At 61.0% G+C, this 14608-nt stretch carries 13 protein-coding genes and 1 pseudogene; 7 read left to right on the plus strand and 7 right to left on the minus strand.

The window, feature by feature from the left end; all coding sequences use genetic code 11:
- Window positions 1–6 precede the first annotated feature (6 nt).
- The 5 genes and pseudogenes from M5B43_RS05265 to M5B43_RS05285 form a co-directional block, all read left to right on the plus strand.
- Window positions 7–120: pseudogene (locus M5B43_RS05265) on the plus strand (GntR family transcriptional regulator); the annotation flags it as partial.
- A gap of 747 nt (window positions 121–867) precedes the next feature.
- A complete protein-coding gene (locus M5B43_RS05270) occupies window positions 868–1071 on the plus strand; it encodes a hypothetical protein (RefSeq protein ID WP_248749102.1) in 204 nt (67 codons plus the stop codon).
- A 13-nt stretch (window positions 1072–1084) separates the two neighbouring features.
- Window positions 1085–2125, plus strand: coding sequence for a Vps62-related protein (locus M5B43_RS05275; RefSeq protein ID WP_248749103.1), 1041 nt, complete (start codon window positions 1085–1087; stop codon window positions 2123–2125).
- A gap of 61 nt (window positions 2126–2186) precedes the next feature.
- Window positions 2187–3050, plus strand: a complete 864-nt coding sequence (locus M5B43_RS05280; RefSeq protein ID WP_248749104.1) for a LysR family transcriptional regulator — start codon at window positions 2187–2189, stop codon at window positions 3048–3050.
- Between the two features lie 58 nt (window positions 3051–3108).
- A complete protein-coding gene (locus M5B43_RS05285) occupies window positions 3109–4113 on the plus strand; it encodes a LacI family DNA-binding transcriptional regulator (protein ID WP_248749105.1) in 1005 nt (334 codons plus the stop codon).
- On the opposite strand, the gene M5B43_RS05290 is transcribed toward M5B43_RS05285, so the two are convergent.
- The 6 genes from M5B43_RS05290 to M5B43_RS05315 form a co-directional block, all read right to left on the minus strand.
- On the minus strand, window positions 4110–4835 hold the full coding sequence (locus tag M5B43_RS05290; RefSeq protein ID WP_248749106.1) for an SDR family oxidoreductase: 726 nt from the start codon (window positions 4833–4835) through the stop codon (window positions 4110–4112). The two genes, M5B43_RS05285 and M5B43_RS05290, sit on opposite strands and share 4 nt — an antisense overlap.
- Before the next feature lie 153 nt (window positions 4836–4988).
- Window positions 4989–6521 carry an FGGY-family carbohydrate kinase gene (locus M5B43_RS05295; protein WP_248749107.1) on the minus strand — a complete coding sequence of 511 codons (1533 nt, stop codon included), beginning with the start codon at window positions 6519–6521 and terminating at the stop codon, window positions 4989–4991.
- 1 nt (window position 6522) lies between these two features.
- Window positions 6523–7602, minus strand: a complete 1080-nt coding sequence (locus M5B43_RS05300; protein WP_248749108.1) for an alcohol dehydrogenase catalytic domain-containing protein — start codon at window positions 7600–7602, stop codon at window positions 6523–6525.
- A 27-nt stretch (window positions 7603–7629) separates the two neighbouring features.
- A complete protein-coding gene (locus tag M5B43_RS05305) occupies window positions 7630–8622 on the minus strand; it encodes a ribose ABC transporter permease (protein WP_248749109.1) in 993 nt (330 codons plus the stop codon).
- A complete protein-coding gene (locus M5B43_RS05310; RefSeq protein WP_248749110.1) occupies window positions 8588–10096 on the minus strand; it encodes a sugar ABC transporter ATP-binding protein in 1509 nt (502 codons plus the stop codon). The genes M5B43_RS05305 and M5B43_RS05310 overlap by 35 nt, the downstream gene beginning before the upstream one ends.
- A 63-nt stretch (window positions 10097–10159) precedes the next feature.
- Entirely contained in the window at window positions 10160–11083 is a 924-nt protein-coding gene (locus M5B43_RS05315) for a substrate-binding domain-containing protein (RefSeq protein ID WP_248749111.1), read from the minus strand.
- Between the two features lie 352 nt (window positions 11084–11435).
- Between M5B43_RS05315 and M5B43_RS05320 the strand changes: the two genes are divergently transcribed.
- Together M5B43_RS05320 and M5B43_RS05325 are read left to right on the plus strand one after the other, a co-directional pair.
- Entirely contained in the window at window positions 11436–12113 is a 678-nt protein-coding gene (locus M5B43_RS05320) for a sterol desaturase family protein (protein ID WP_248749112.1), read from the plus strand.
- Window positions 12097–12804 carry an SMP-30/gluconolactonase/LRE family protein gene (locus M5B43_RS05325; protein WP_349292357.1) on the plus strand — a complete coding sequence of 236 codons (708 nt, stop codon included), beginning with the start codon at window positions 12097–12099 and terminating at the stop codon, window positions 12802–12804. The genes M5B43_RS05320 and M5B43_RS05325 overlap by 17 nt, the downstream gene beginning before the upstream one ends.
- 282 nt (window positions 12805–13086) lie before the next feature.
- On the opposite strand, the gene M5B43_RS05330 is transcribed toward M5B43_RS05325, so the two are convergent.
- The gene (locus M5B43_RS05330; RefSeq protein WP_248749113.1) at window positions 13087–14529 is read right to left on the minus strand and encodes a hypothetical protein; all 1443 of its coding nucleotides are present in this window, start codon (window positions 14527–14529) and stop codon (window positions 13087–13089) included.
- Window positions 14530–14608: the final 79 nt, after the last annotated feature.

The raw sequence follows: 14608 nt of genomic DNA on the forward strand, positions 1-14608 counted from the left end.
CCTGATACCGAGCGTGAGTTGATGGAAAGCTTCCAGTGTTCCAAGGGCTCGGCCCGTGAAGCACTCAAGGCGCTTGAGCTCGAGGGGCTGGTGAGCACGCGCTCCGGCCCCCGTGGTGGGGATGAAAGTGCCGTGCGCAGTTGGATGCGTGAACAGATGTGCGATGCCGAACACCCTATGACGGCCCTGGAAGGCCAGGTCAGCCCGCACTGCCTTCTGGAGTTCGACCAACAACCACTGAAAACACCACAGTCCAATGTGGAAGGGGGCTTGCTCCCGATAGCCATCGGTATCTACACAACTTCTGAAGGCCGTCATATTCCCCTGTGGCGAGCGGGCTTGTCCCGCGTTGGGGCGCGTAGCGCCCCCTAAGAGGGACGAATGCGGTGTACCCGATATTTTGGGGCTGCTGCGCAGCCCAACGCGGGACAAGCCCGCTCGCCACAGGTTCAACGCTGCCCCCCCGAGTTGTGTAGATACCTATGCCCCGATAGCAGTGGATCAGTCACCCGATGCAGTGACTGACACTCAGTAATCGGGGGCAAGCCCCCTCCCACATTTGACGGCATTCCAACCCGCACACTGCGTTACCCAATAAAAACGCCTGCCCACAGGCCCTTGCTCCACCGTATCGCCCTTGCCGCTCCAGCCAATAACTAAACCAGGGAGTCACCCCATACGATGAGCAGGTGTTGAGGGTGTGCCAGGTGTATGCCAAAGCGTTCCCGACGCAATCTCTGAAAGCGCCGAAAACCCGGGTTGGGCGATTGATAAATGGCCTGGGACAGCTATGTACCGCTCTACCAGGCCATATCAGCGGTCAAATCCTCAGGGTATTAGCACCTCAACCTTGAAGGAGTTCCCAGCGTGGAATCGATCAGATACAAAGACCTGCTTATTAACTTCACGTCTGACTTTGCCTATTACGGCAACAACAGTACCGGCGAATCCGGGCACTTCGGTGACGCCGCCTTTACGCTCTATCGCCCTCGCGTGACGCCGTCACTCGCCGAGTATTCGATACTCGGTGATGTACTGGAACCCAACTTCATCGATATTCACGGCCTGTAAGGTGGTGCCCATTGTGGCCGATGCACAGGGCCCGACGGGTACCGCGCTCAAACCACCGACCGACTTTACCTGGGTATGGGAGATACAAAGACCCGAACTCACGCTGTCCATCTGGCGCCCGCAGCCACCGCCCGGTTACGTGAGCATGGGGTTGGTGTGCAGCAATTCACCGCGTGCACCGGATATCGCAACGGTCAAATGCGTGCGCCAAGACCTGGTTATCCAGGCCCAGGTCAATAAGGAGGTCTGGAACGACAGGGGCACACATGCCAGCACAAACTTCTCCGCCTGGAGCATCTCACCGCCCTCGCCCTTGCCGGCGGAAGTGTTTTTCAGCACCGGCACCTTCATCGGTCACGACCAGTACGCAGCGCCTTCATCGGTAAACAACACCTACGCCCTTCGGACACACTTATCCATTCAGGCCCCACCCGAGCCATCGCACGCGCCCGTGTTGCAAAGCTATGCGCAGCCCTCAGACCATGAACGAACGACGGCGACCTATACGACCTTTCTGCCTTGGTTTGTCATCAGCGACCCGACGCTGACACCGGATCAGCAGTTTATTCGATCGCCCCAGTATCAGCTGCAGAGAACGGAAGACTATAAGCTGGTACGCCATGCCTACAATAATACGGGTGACATTCAGCGCTACAACTGGACGATCCAGTCCAGTAAGTCCGCCAGCAGCACACAAACGAAGACAGACACCACAGGCGGCGAACTATCGGTAGAAGCCACCTTTGCCACCTTCTTCAAGTCCACGGCGAAAAGCAACTTCAGTGTCAGCCAAAGCAATTCGATCACCCAGGGTTGGACGACCTCCAAGACCTTCACCGTCTGGTGCACCCTGGGTGCCTATAAAGCCGTTGCCGTCTACGTGATCAGCTATACCTACCGACTCCTGCGCGCCAATGGCGATGAAGTGGGTAAGGGCCTTACCCATCAATCGAACAATAGTCTGTACTGGACTCAATACCCGCCAGCGCCAAAAGCGGTGAACATTGTCGAAACGGCGCAATCACAGGATGCCGCGTTTGTGCAGCACGAATGAGTGCAAGTCCAGGCTCCGATGACTCTACAATGACAGCCATTTTCCTCGTCGGCTGGCACCCATGGACATCGAACTGGCACGTACCTTCCTCGAAATCACCCGCTGCGGCAGCCTGGCCGCGGCGGCCGAGAAACTGCACGTCACCCAGACCGCGATTACCGCCCGCGTGAAGAACCTGGAGAGCCAGTTGGGCAGCACGCTGTTTGTGCGCAACCGTGCCGGGGCGCGCCTGACCGCCGATGGCGAAGCCTTTGTGGTGTACGCCAACCAGTTGCTGCAAACCTGGGAAGCCGCCAAGCGTGACCTGCCGCTGCCCGATGGGTATCGCAATGTGCTGCATATCGGCGGTGAGGTCAGCCTGTGCAACCCACTGATGCTGGGCTGGGCTCAGGCGCTGCGCACGCATATCCCCGGGTATGCCCTGCGCACCGAGGTGCGTGAAGGCGAGTACCTGTTGCGCCAGCTGGAACTGGGTGTGCTCGATGCCGCGCTGGTGTTCCAGCCGCACTACTGGCCGGGCTTGCAGGTGGAACAGGTGCTGGAGGAAAAACTGATCCTGGTGCAACGGGCCGGCCAGCCGGAGCCGTACGTGTATATCGATTGGGGCCAGGGTTTTCGCCAGCAACATGATGCCGCCCTGCCCGACAAGGCCCGCGCCGCGTTGAGTTTCAACCTCGGGCCGCTGGCCTTGCAGTACATCCTGGAGCACGGCGGCGCCGGCTACTTCCGTACACGGGTGGTGCAGAGTTACCTGGACAGCGGTGTGATGCAGCGGGTGGCCAAGGCACCGGAGTTCAGTTTCCCGACCTACCTGGTGTATTCACGGGCGCGGGATTCGGCGGTGCTGCAACAGGCGCTGGCGTTGCTGCGCGAGGTGGTCAAGGCCGAAAGTGACTGGTCGCAACGCTGGGACCCGCTGATTTGAAGCACCGGATGCTGCCGCGCATGCTAGCCTGCGGGTGTGTCCCTTTGCAGCCTTATCGATGAACAAGAAAAAGTCCGTCACCATCAGCGACATCGCCAAACGGGTCGGCATGACCACCATCACGGTGTCCCGTGCGCTGAGCAAACCTGACCTGGTCAAGCCCGCCACCCTGGCGCGTATCCTCGAGGTCGCACGGGAGCTGGACTACGTGCCCAACGCCTTCGCCCGCGGGCTCAAGCGCAGTGAAAGCCTGATCATCGGCGTGATTACCGCATCGGTGGACAACCCGTTCTACAGCGAGATGATCAAGGCCATTTCCCGCGAGGCCAAGCAGCACGGCTACACCATCATGCTGGTGGACACCGATGAGCTCGAAGAGCTGGAAAGCAAGGCGGTCGATACCCTGCTGGGCTATCGCGTGGCGGGTATCATCCTGTCGCCGGTCTCCGATGAGCCGAGCTACCAGCCGGATTACCTGGAACGCTTGCGCAACGGTAAGACCCCGGTGGTGCTGCTCGATCGCACGATCCACGACAGCCCGTTCAGCCGTGTCGTGCTCGACAATTACCACAGCGGTCTCCAGGCCGCGCATTACCTGTTACGCCAGACCCCGAACCTCAAGCGCCTGTTGGTGCTGACCGGGCCCGAGCATTCACGTATCACCGTGGAGCGCCTCAAGGGGCTGCGCGAAGTGCTGGCCGAACACCCGCACATTCAGCTCGAGGTGCAGGCCGGCGACTACACGCTGATGCCGTCTTACTTGCACACCCTCGACTACCTGGCCACCCATTCGGCGCCGGACGCCATCATGGGCTTCAACCAGTTGATCACCCTTGGAGCCCTGCGCGCACTGCGCATGCACAACATTGCTCACGACAGCCTGACCATCTGCGGCATCGACCGCCTGCCTTTCGCCGATATCTTCGGTGTGCCGATCGCCTGCGTGGCCCACGACGCGTCGCTGGCCGGCAGCAGCGCGGTACGCCTGCTGCTCGACCGCCTGGAAGACCCGTACAAGCCACGGGACAAGGTGGTGATTGCCGGCCAGTTGGAAAACGACTAGCGGCTGGTGTAGCCACCGTCGATGGGCAGGCTCACGCCGCTGATCATGCTGGCGGTGTCGCTGAGCAGGAACAACACCGGCAGCGCCACCTCTGCCGGTTGCGCAAAACGCCCCAGCGGGATCGCGGCCAGTGCCGGGTCACGCTTGGCCGGGTCGGACCAGGCCATGGCCGCCATCGGGGTCAGCGTCACGGTGGGGTTGACGCTGTTGACGCGTATGCCAAACCGGCCCCACTCGGCACATTGCACGCGGGTGATTGCATCGAGTGCCGCCTTGGACGCGCAGTAGCCGAGGTGATCATCCAGGGCCACCAGGGAAGCCTGGCTGGAGACGTTGACGATACTACCGGCGATCCTGGCTTCGATCATTTTTGCCGCGACACGACTGGCCACCTGGGCGGCGGCACGGGCGTTGACGTTCATCACTTGGTCGAAGGCATCGGCGCTGATCGCAACGGCCGGCTCCAGGCGCGAGATGCCGGCACAGTTGACCAGGCCGTGCATGGCAGGCAGGTCTTGCAGGGCCGCATCGAGGGCGGCGCTGTTGGCGATGTCCAGGCACACGACCTGGCAACCCAGTTCGGCCAAGGCCCGGGCGTCGCGGCCGAGGGCGAAGACTTCGGCGCCGCTGCTGATCAACTGCTGGGCAATTTCACGGCCGATGCCGCTGCTGGCACCGGTGACGAGGATACGGTGGTGGGTGAAGTCAAAGGTGACATGCATGGATCAAGCTCTCGAAAACAATGAAGATCCCCTGTGGGATGAGGGTGAACGCTGTATCTGTGGCGAGGGCAAGCTCCCTCGCCACAGGTTACTTTTTAGCCTTTCTCCTTCTTGACTGACTGGTATTACTCCCCCATTTTCAACCGCGTTGAGTCAGGGCGTTTGCAGGTTGTGCATGATCGGTTTCAGGGCCGGGTAGAGCTTCAAATACTCGCCAAATGCACGGTCGTAAGTCATGACATTCTCCCGCTTAGGCTGCGCCCGCAGTTCCAACTGCACCCACCCTTGGTCCATCTCCCCATCACTCACCAACCCTACCGTGTGCGCCGCCAGCAACGCCGCGCCCAAAGCCGCTTCAACCTCCTGCACGATGGTGTAGACCGGGTAGCGCGTGACATCGGCAATAATCTGCATCCACAGGTCCGAATGGCTCGCACCACCCACCACAATCAAACGGGGGTCCAGCGAATGCGCGCCCTGCGTACCCGCCTCGATGTTGTGCCGCAAGGCAAAGCTGACCCCTTCAAGCACCGCGCGGTACAGGTGGATACGGCTGTGATACAGGTTGAGCCCGACAAAACTGCCGCTGGCGCGGTCGTCCCACACCGGGCTGCGTTCACCCATCAAGTAGGGCAGGAACAACAAGCCTTCGCTGCCCGCCGGGATCGTCATCGCGCTCTGCTCCAACAGCACCAGGCTGTCTTGCCCGGTGGCCCTGGCCTGTTGTTCCTCGGCCTGGCAGAACTGCTCGCGAAACCAGCTGACCGACGCACCGGCCGTGATTGCGCCGCCGAAGATGTACAGGTCACGGTGGCCGTTGTAGACGTGGGGCATGCTCACCAACCCATGACGCGCATCCACCTGTTGGTTCAGGTAGCCCCAGCACATGCTGGTGCCGATCATTGCCACATGGTTGCCCGGTTGGGTCACGCCGGCAGCCAGTGTCGCCATAGCCGCATCGACGCCACCGGCGAGAATCGGCGTGCCCGCCTGCAAGCCCAGGCGCGTGGCCCAGCCTTCCAGCAGGGTGCCCACGACCTCACCCGAATACACCAGCCGCTCGGGCATCATCGCCAAGGGAATATCCAGCGCCGCCAGCATCTCCTGCGACCAACTGCGCCTGGCCACGTCATACACGCCGCCGATATTGCCGGCGCTGCTGTGATCGACTGCCAACTCACCGGTCAGGCACCAGTTGATATAGCTGTTGGGCGGCAGCAGGTAGCGTGTATTGGCCCACACCTGTGGCTGATGCTGCTTGAGCCAGAGCATCTTGGTGAAGCCGTAGTAGCTGTCCACCGAGTTACCGGTGACCTCGAACAGCCGGTGCAGATCCACCTGCTCACGCACCCAGGCGACTTGCTCACCTGCGCGGCGGTCCATCCAGATCAGGCACGGATGCAGCGGTGTGATCTGTGCATCCACCGCGATCCCCGATCCGCCGTACAGGCTGCTGATGCACAGTGCCTTGACCTGCCCGGCGGCCACACCGGCCTTGGCCATGCACTGGGCAGCACACACCTCGACGGCGTCCAGCCAGACCTGCGGCCATTGCTCGGCCCAGCGCACTTTCGGCGTATCCACGCGATACCCCTGGCTATGCTGGGCGATGATCGTGCCTTGGGCATCCACCAACAGCGCCTTGGTACTTTGGGTTCCGATATCGACCCCCATCACGTAGTTCATTTCAAAGCCCCGGCTTCAGCAGTACCTTGATCGAGCGAGTCGAGTTAGCCAACGCGAAGGCTTCGGCGAAATCGTCCAGCGGGAAGTCATGGGTGACAATGCCTTTGGAGGTGACCAGGCCGCGCTCGAACAAGTCGATGGCGATCGGGTAGCAATACGGCCCCAGGTGAGCGCCACGCACGTCGAGCTCCTTGCGGTCACCGATGATCGACCAGTCCACACTGGTCTCGGCGCCGAACACGCTGAACTCGACAAAACGCCCCAGCTTGCGGATCAGGTCCAGGCCCTGGGTGACGCCGGCCGGCACGCCGGTGGTTTCGATGTAGACGTCACAGCCATAGTTTTCAGTGAGGCCATTGATGATCTCGCGGGCGTTGTCGCGAGCGGGGTTGATCACCACATCGGCGCCATATTGCTTCGCCAGTTCCAGGCGCTCGTCGACCATGTCGATCACCACCAGTTTTTTCGGCGTCTTCAACGCCGCCACCTGCACCATGCACAGGCCCAGGGTGCCGGCACCGGCGATCACCACTACGTCGTCGAGCTGGATATCACCGCGGTTGACGGTATGGATCGAGCAAGCCATCGGTTCCACCAGCGCCGAGTCTTCCAACGACACCGACTCGGGAATCTTGTGCACGATGGCGGTCTTGGGGATGCGCATGTATTGGGCCATGCCGCCTTCGGCCACTTCACGCTGGAAACCAAAGATGTTGTGCACTTCGCACATCCAGTATTTGCCCGACTTACAGAAACGGCACTTGCCGCACGGCACGATCTGCTCGGCAATGACCTTGTCACCGACACTGACCTCGAAGTGTTCCTCGGCGCCCTCGCCCGCCTCCACCACATAGCCGAAAAATTCGTGGCCCGGCACTACGGGCGCCTTGACCCACGGGTTGTCACCGCCCCAGAACATCGCAGCGCCGGAGTGGCATTTGCAGTCGCTGGCGCAAATGCCGCAGGCGGCGATGCGGATCACCAGTTCGTTGGCGCGCGCCCGGGGCCTGCCGATGCGTTCCAGGCGGTAGTCTTTCGGGCCGTGGCAGACGACGGCTTGCATTTCACTGTGCTTGTCCATGGTGTGAGGTCCTGTGTGGAGAGGTGGTTAGCGATGGCGCTGACGACTGATAAAGATCGCCAGCAAAATAATTGCGCCCTTGATCACGCTCTGGACGTAGGGCGAGACGCCGAGCATGTTCAAACCGTTGTTCAACACGCCCAGCAGCATGGCGCCGAGCAACGTGCCGACGATCACCCCGCGCCCTCCGGCAATCGAGGCGCCGCCCAGTACCACGGCAGCAATCGCATCCAGCTCGAACGACACACCGGCATTCGGCTGGCCGCTCATCAAGCGCGAGGTCAGCACCAAACCGGCAATCGCTGCGGTGAGGCCACTGATGCCATACACCAGCAATTTGAAACGCGCCGCGCGCACCCCGGACAACCGCACCGCTTCTTCATTGCCGCCGATGGCGTAGATGTAGCGGCCGATGCGCGTGTGCTGCAGCAGCACATAGGCCGCCAGATAGGTGAGCAACATGATCAGGATCGGCACCTGGACACCGAACAGGCTGTCGCGGCCAAAGAAGGCGAACCACTCCGGCAGCCCGGAGATCGGGTAGCCGTCGGTGTACATCAGGCCGAACCCACGGGCGATGCCCATGGTCGCCAGGGTGACGATAATCGGTGGCATGTGCAGGTAGGCCACGAACACACCGTTGCCGATGCCGAAGGCCACGCCCACCAGCATGCCGGCGCCGATCGCCAGACCTGGCGGCAGCCCCACGACCATCAGCCCGGCCGTCAGGGTGCCGGATAACGCCATCACCGGCCCCACCGACAAATCAATGCCACCGGTGAGAATCACGCAGGTCATGCCCACCGCGATAATCGCGTTGATCGATACCTGGCGGGCGATATTGGAGAGGTTGCCGGCGGTGAGGAACGTGTCACTGGCGAGGATCATCACCAGGGTCACCACCACCAGCCCGACGAAGGGATAAAACGCTGGCGAGCGCACCAGCCGTGCCAGGTTCGGGCGCAATCGGCTGGCGCCCGCGGTGTTAATGGACGTATTCACTTGAGCCCCCTGTTGCATGGCGCATGACCTCTTGAGGATTGACGGCGGATGCTTCCAGGACCTTGACGATCGCACCCTTGTGGAACACGGCGACGCGGTCGCACATGCCGATGACTTCGGGCAGTTCGGAGGAAATCATGATGATGGCGTAGCCCTGTTCAGTGAGGCTGCGCATCAAGGCGTAGATCTGCGCCTTGGCGCCGACGTCGATGCCACGCGTGGGCTCATCGAACACCAGCACCTCGCAGTGGTGGTTGATCCAGCGCGCGATCACCACTTTTTGCTGGTTGCCGCCGCTGAGGTTGAACACCCGGCTCTCGCCGCTGGGCGCCTTGATCGACAGCTGGCGCATCAGCGCTTCGACGCTGGCGCATTCCTTGGCCTCGTCGATCAGGCCCCAGGCGTTCTGGTACTTGGGCAGGTTGTTCAGGGCGATGTTTTCGCGAATGCTGAACTCGGTGATCAGCCCTTCGCTCTTGCGGCTTTCCGGCAGCAGGCCGATGCCTTGCGCCAAGGCTTGAGCCGGGTCATCGAGGCTGATTTTTTTGCCACGCAGCCACACGTCTTTGCTCACCGATGGCCGCGCGCCCATCATGCCCAAGGCCAGCTCGGTGCGGCCCGAGCCCACCAGCCCGGCGAAGCCGAGGATCTCGCCCTTGTGCAGCTGGAAACTATTGTGCGGGCCGTTGCGCACCAGCTGGATGTCCTTGACCTCCAGCAACAACGGGCCGCGCTCGGTCGTTGGCTTGGGTGGGAAACTGCATTCCAGGCGGCGACCGACCATCATCTCCACCAGGCGGTCGATGTCGCTGTCGGCCACATCGGTGACGCCCACATTGCCGCCGTCGCGCAGCACGCTGATGCGGTCGCACACCTGGAAAATTTCCTCCAGGTGGTGGGAGATAAAAATCACCGCCACGCCCTGGCGCTTGAGTTCGCGCATGATCTCGAACAGCAGCTCGGCTTCGCTGGGGGTCAGGGTTGCAGTCGGTTCATCAAGGACCAGCAACCGTGCGTCCAGGGCCAGGGCCTTGGCGATTTCAACGAACTGCTGCTCTGCCACACTCAGGTGCTTGACCGCGCAGTGCAGGTCGATGCTCACACCCAGGCGCTTGAACAACGCCTCGGACGCCGCGACCATCTCACGCTTGCGCAACAGGCCGAAGCGGTTGCTCAGTTCATGGCCCAGGAAAATATTTTCCACCGCCGTGAGGTAGGGAATCAGGCTGAACTCCTGGAATACGATGCCGATACCGGCGGCAATCGCATCACGGTAGGTCGCAAATGTGCGGGCCTGGCCGTCGATCAGAATTTGCCCTTCATCCTGATGCTCGACGCCGCCGAGGATCTTCATCAAGGTTGATTTACCCGCGCCATTTTCCCCGAGCAACGCGTGGATTTCGCCGCGTTCCACTTGCAGGTTGATGGACTTGAGGGCCTGCACACCCGGGTAGCGCTTACAGATGTTTTCCAGTTTCAGAAGACTGTTCATACCACCGACCTCACGTTCAGAAGGATGACCCGGGCCCCACGGCTGGCGTGGAGCCCGGACGATTTACCAGCTGAAGTCCTTGGCCTTGGCCTGGTCGATCAAGGTGATGTCCACCGGTACGGTCGCCGGTACTTGCGAGCCCCAGCGCTTGGCCAGGGCAATGCCCAGGGCCAGGCGGATCTGGTCGCGGGGGTATTGGGCCGAGGTGGCGATGAAATGACTGCCGGGCTTCTGGATCGCCTTGATCGCTTCCGGCGCGCCGTCGACGCTGACCAGTTTCACATCCATCCCGCTGGCTTCGATGGCCGACAGCGCGCCCAGGGAGCCGTTGTCATTCACGCTGAAAATGCCCTTGAGGGCGGGCTGGGCCTGCAACATGTTTTCGGTGACGGTCAGCGCCTGGTCACGTTCCTGCTTGCCGTTCTGGATGCTGACAATCTTGATGTCCGGGTGCTTGGCCAGCGCCTCTTTGCAGCCGCGCACACGCTCAAGGATCGGTACCACGGCAATGCCGTCGAGAATGGCGACATTGCCTTTGTCACCGATGTGTTTAGCCAGGTATTCGCACGCCTGGAAGCCGGCGTCGAAGTTCTTCGAACCTACGAACGCGTCCAGCGGGCCGTCAGCCTGAGCGTCTACCGCCACCACCACTACACCAGCGGCATGGGCGGATTTGACCGCCGATTGAACGCCGACCGAGTCGGTGGGGTTGATCAGCAGGATGTCGATGCCTTTTTGCAGCATGTCTTCAACGTCGCTGACCTGCTTGGACACGTCGTGGCGAGCGTCCGTGATGATCAATTTCGCGCCAATGGTCGCGCCAGCGTCTTCCAGGGCGTTTTTCATGGTGACGAAATAGGGGTTATTGATTTCCTGGAACGACGCACCGATGCGGATGGGTTTGGCAACGTCGGCAAACGCTGGGGATGCGGTGCCGAGGGTGATACCGACAGCCAGTAAACACAGGGTTTTCGGAAGCATTTTCATGGCATGAGTCTCTGTTTTGTTTTTATTTTTAGAGCAAATGTTATCGATAACATTTTGTCAGAAGCTAACAACTAAACGGGGGTGGCGCAAGCCCCCGTTGGTCGTTTGAAGCGCGGCAATGAATTTGTTCAGTTATGGGGGCGTGCCCCGATTAGGGGGTGTCAGCATACGCTTGGGTGATTGACCCGCCGCCATCGGGGGCAAGCCCCCCTCCCACGTTTGGATCGCGGCGCATCAGTTGGATAGTCGTCGGCTGTCGAGCCGTCACGGGAGCAAACCCCCAGCAAAAAACTCGCACATTGCGCCCCACCCACTAAGCTCAGTCCCTGACAAAAAGACCGAGCAGCCCACCATGCCCCACCCCACCGAGACCTTCCGCGCCCACTACCGCGCCGGCGTGCACCGCCACTACAACTCCTGGCTGCATGCCGCGTTCGTCCTCGGCTACGGCATCGCCTGCATCACCCTGGCGTGGTCCTCCACCGCCAGTATCACCGCGTTGCAATGGCTGACCGTGCCCCTGACCCTGGTGTTCTTCAACCTGTGTATCTACCTTGTGCACCGCCACCTCGGCCATCACAAACACACCTTCGCCCGACTGTTCTATGCCCGCCATACCGGCGACCACCACAGTTTCTTCACCCCTGGGCATATGACCTACGACAGCCCCAGGGACTGGCGCGTCATCCTCTTTCCGGCCTGGCTGATCGTGCTGCACAGCCTGGCCATCACCCTCCCCGCCTGGTGGCTGCTCAAGCAACTGAGCCCCAACGTTGCCGGGCTATTTGCCGGCTGCATGATCCTCGGCTACCTGCTCTACGAGGTGTTTCACGCCTGTGAACACTTGCCTGGCGAACATCCGGTCGCGCGCCTGCCGTGGATTCGCCAGATGCACCGGCTGCACGCCTTGCACCACCGTCGCGAGCTGATGCAGGGGCGCAATTTCAATATCGTCCTGCCGCTGATGGACTATCTGTTCGGCACCCTCCATTGGGAGCCAGCCCACCACGACAATCAGGAGTCGTCATGAGTACCCGTTCCAAAAAATGGCGTCATTCGGCCTGGCGCTGCACCCGGATGGGCGCTTGATCATTGCCGATGGGATCAAGGGGTTGCTCGCCCTGGATGGAAACCGTCAATTGACGTCCCTGAGCACCGAGGCCAAAGGGGTGCCCTTCGGTTTTACCGATGACGTCACCGTGGACGCCGCCGGGCGCTATGCGTATTTCAGCGACGCATCGAGCCGTTGGGGTTACGGCCAGGATGGCGAGGCCGTCATCGAGCACGGCGGCGATGGCCGGCTGTTGCGTTATGACTTCAGCGAAGGCACCACCGAGGTACTGCTCGAGCACCTGCAATTTGCCAACGGCGTGGCGTTGGGCCCGGATGAACACTACGTCCTGGTCAACGAAACCGGCGCCTACCGCATCAGCCGCTACTGGGTGGCCCTGTATGCGCCGCGCAGCCCGTTGCTGGATGGTTTTGCCGGCTACCCCCTGGTGCGCAAAATGATGGTGATCCCCAAGCCCATCGAGCGCAAAGCCTTTGTGCTGGGGCTGGACACCCACGGCAAAGTCATTGCCAATTTGCAGGATGGCAGCGCGGGTAATTATTCGCCCATCACCACGGCCCGGGAGTATGGCGACTGGCTGTACCTCGGGTCGCTGACCAGCACGAGCCTGGCGCGACTGCCGCTGGCCTCGGCACTGGCCAACGAATAAAAAGGGGCAGCCCATAGGCTAATGCCAGTCAGTTAAGAAGGAACACTATCACTGTGGCGAGCGGGCTTGTCGAATCGTCGCACCGTCCGCGTTGGGGTGCGCAGCAGCCCCAAAAGCTATCTGCGCGGAGTATCGGGTACACCGCATTCGTCCTTCTTTGGGGGCGCTACGCGCCCCAACGCGGGGCAAGCCCGCTCGCCACAGGTTACCGGTTGCTCGTTCTAGCGCTTAACTGACGGGCATTAAGCCCATAGGCTGCTCCTTTTCACTGATACCGATGTATCAGTGGACGATGGTCTGGGTGCAGATATGCCCCAGGCTCACGTACTGCACGTTCGCACCACCGACGCCCACACCGGGGAATTCGGCCAGCTCAATGCGCCAGCCACCCTGGTTGTAGGTGGTGTCCCACTTGTACGGCACACCGGTGCTGCTGTCGTTGATCACCGTGTGGTAGTCACCAAAGCACGTGCCGATATTGGCCGTGGCGTTGGATACACCGGCACTGTTGGTCGTCGCCTGGTAGTCGACCCAACGGTAGTTGAAGTCGATGAAGTGGTTATCGACACGCAGTACCGGAGTGACACCCAACAGCGGCGCACCAGTGGAGTCCGACCACTGGGTCGACCAGTTCAGCAGGCGCGCGGTTTGCGTGGCCAACGGCATTTCACCCACCGGCACACGTACGATGTTGTCACCTTTGACATCGTGGGTGTTCAAACGCGGCGTCGAGCCCAAGCTCAGTTGGTAATACTTGCTCGGGTCCTGCACCACGGCTGGGTTGGCGCGCACGCGCACCTTGACCGTGGTTCCCGGCGCGACGCTCGGGTAGGTCGACGTGGAACCGGCCGGCACGGTGATCCAGTTGACGCCATCGAAACGGTCGAAGATCCACTGGTTACGGCTGCCACTCTCATCGCCCGCCAAGTACATGCTCACACTCTGGCCACGCACGGCCTTGAAGTCGAAGTAATCGACATCGTTGGCGTTATCCAGATTGCCGCTGACCTTGTTCATCGAGTCCGGCAACACAAATGCGGTTTGCGCGGTGTCGTTGGGTTCAAAGGCATCGATGTTGCTGTCTACCGCCACGCCAAAACTGAACTGCCCATTGCTGGCGGCCTTGGCCACCATGAACCAATAGTAATCACCCGCCGGCAGCACACCGTCGAGGTACTCATCAGTGTTGCCAGGGTTGTCGGAGGTGGCGATGAATTGCGGGTTGCCTTGGCCGTCGTCCCGAAACAGCGTCAGTGACATATCCGAGCCAGCGCTCTGGTTGATCAATTGCATCAGCACGCGGGCGTTGTTCGGCAGGTTGAAGTGGTAAGGGAATTCCTGACCGGTTTGCACGTCGCTGATGGTGTAAAGGGTGTTGATGTCCAGGGTCGGGAACAGTGGCTCAAAGGCGGCAACCGCAGCGCTTTTCAGGTTGGCCTGGCTAGGTTTTTTCAAGACGTTGACGGCCGTGTTGAACGGTGCGGACTTGGCCGCCTGGGTGGCGGGTTTTACCTTGCCATTCTTGGCATCCAGGAGCTTTTGCAGTACGTCATCAGGAATCGGCACCGGCGTCAGCGTGCCGCCAGGCTTCATCGCGTCAATCACGGCCTGGTCGACCGTTCCGGGGGTAAGCGTGGGAAGGGTTGGCTCGGCCAGGGCAAAGGCCGAGACGAAGCAAGAGGCCATCATGGCCGCGCCCAGCATAAGGGCTTTTTTCGATTTCATTTTTTATCCATCCATAGTTAAAAAATTAAAGCGCAGGCGACATCCGATCACCTGGGATGGAATGTAGGATAATACTGTA

Origin of the sequence: Pseudomonas sp. MWU15-20650 (genome assembly GCF_023242475.1) — a bacterium.
GTDB lineage: Bacteria > Pseudomonadota > Gammaproteobacteria > Pseudomonadales > Pseudomonadaceae > Aquipseudomonas.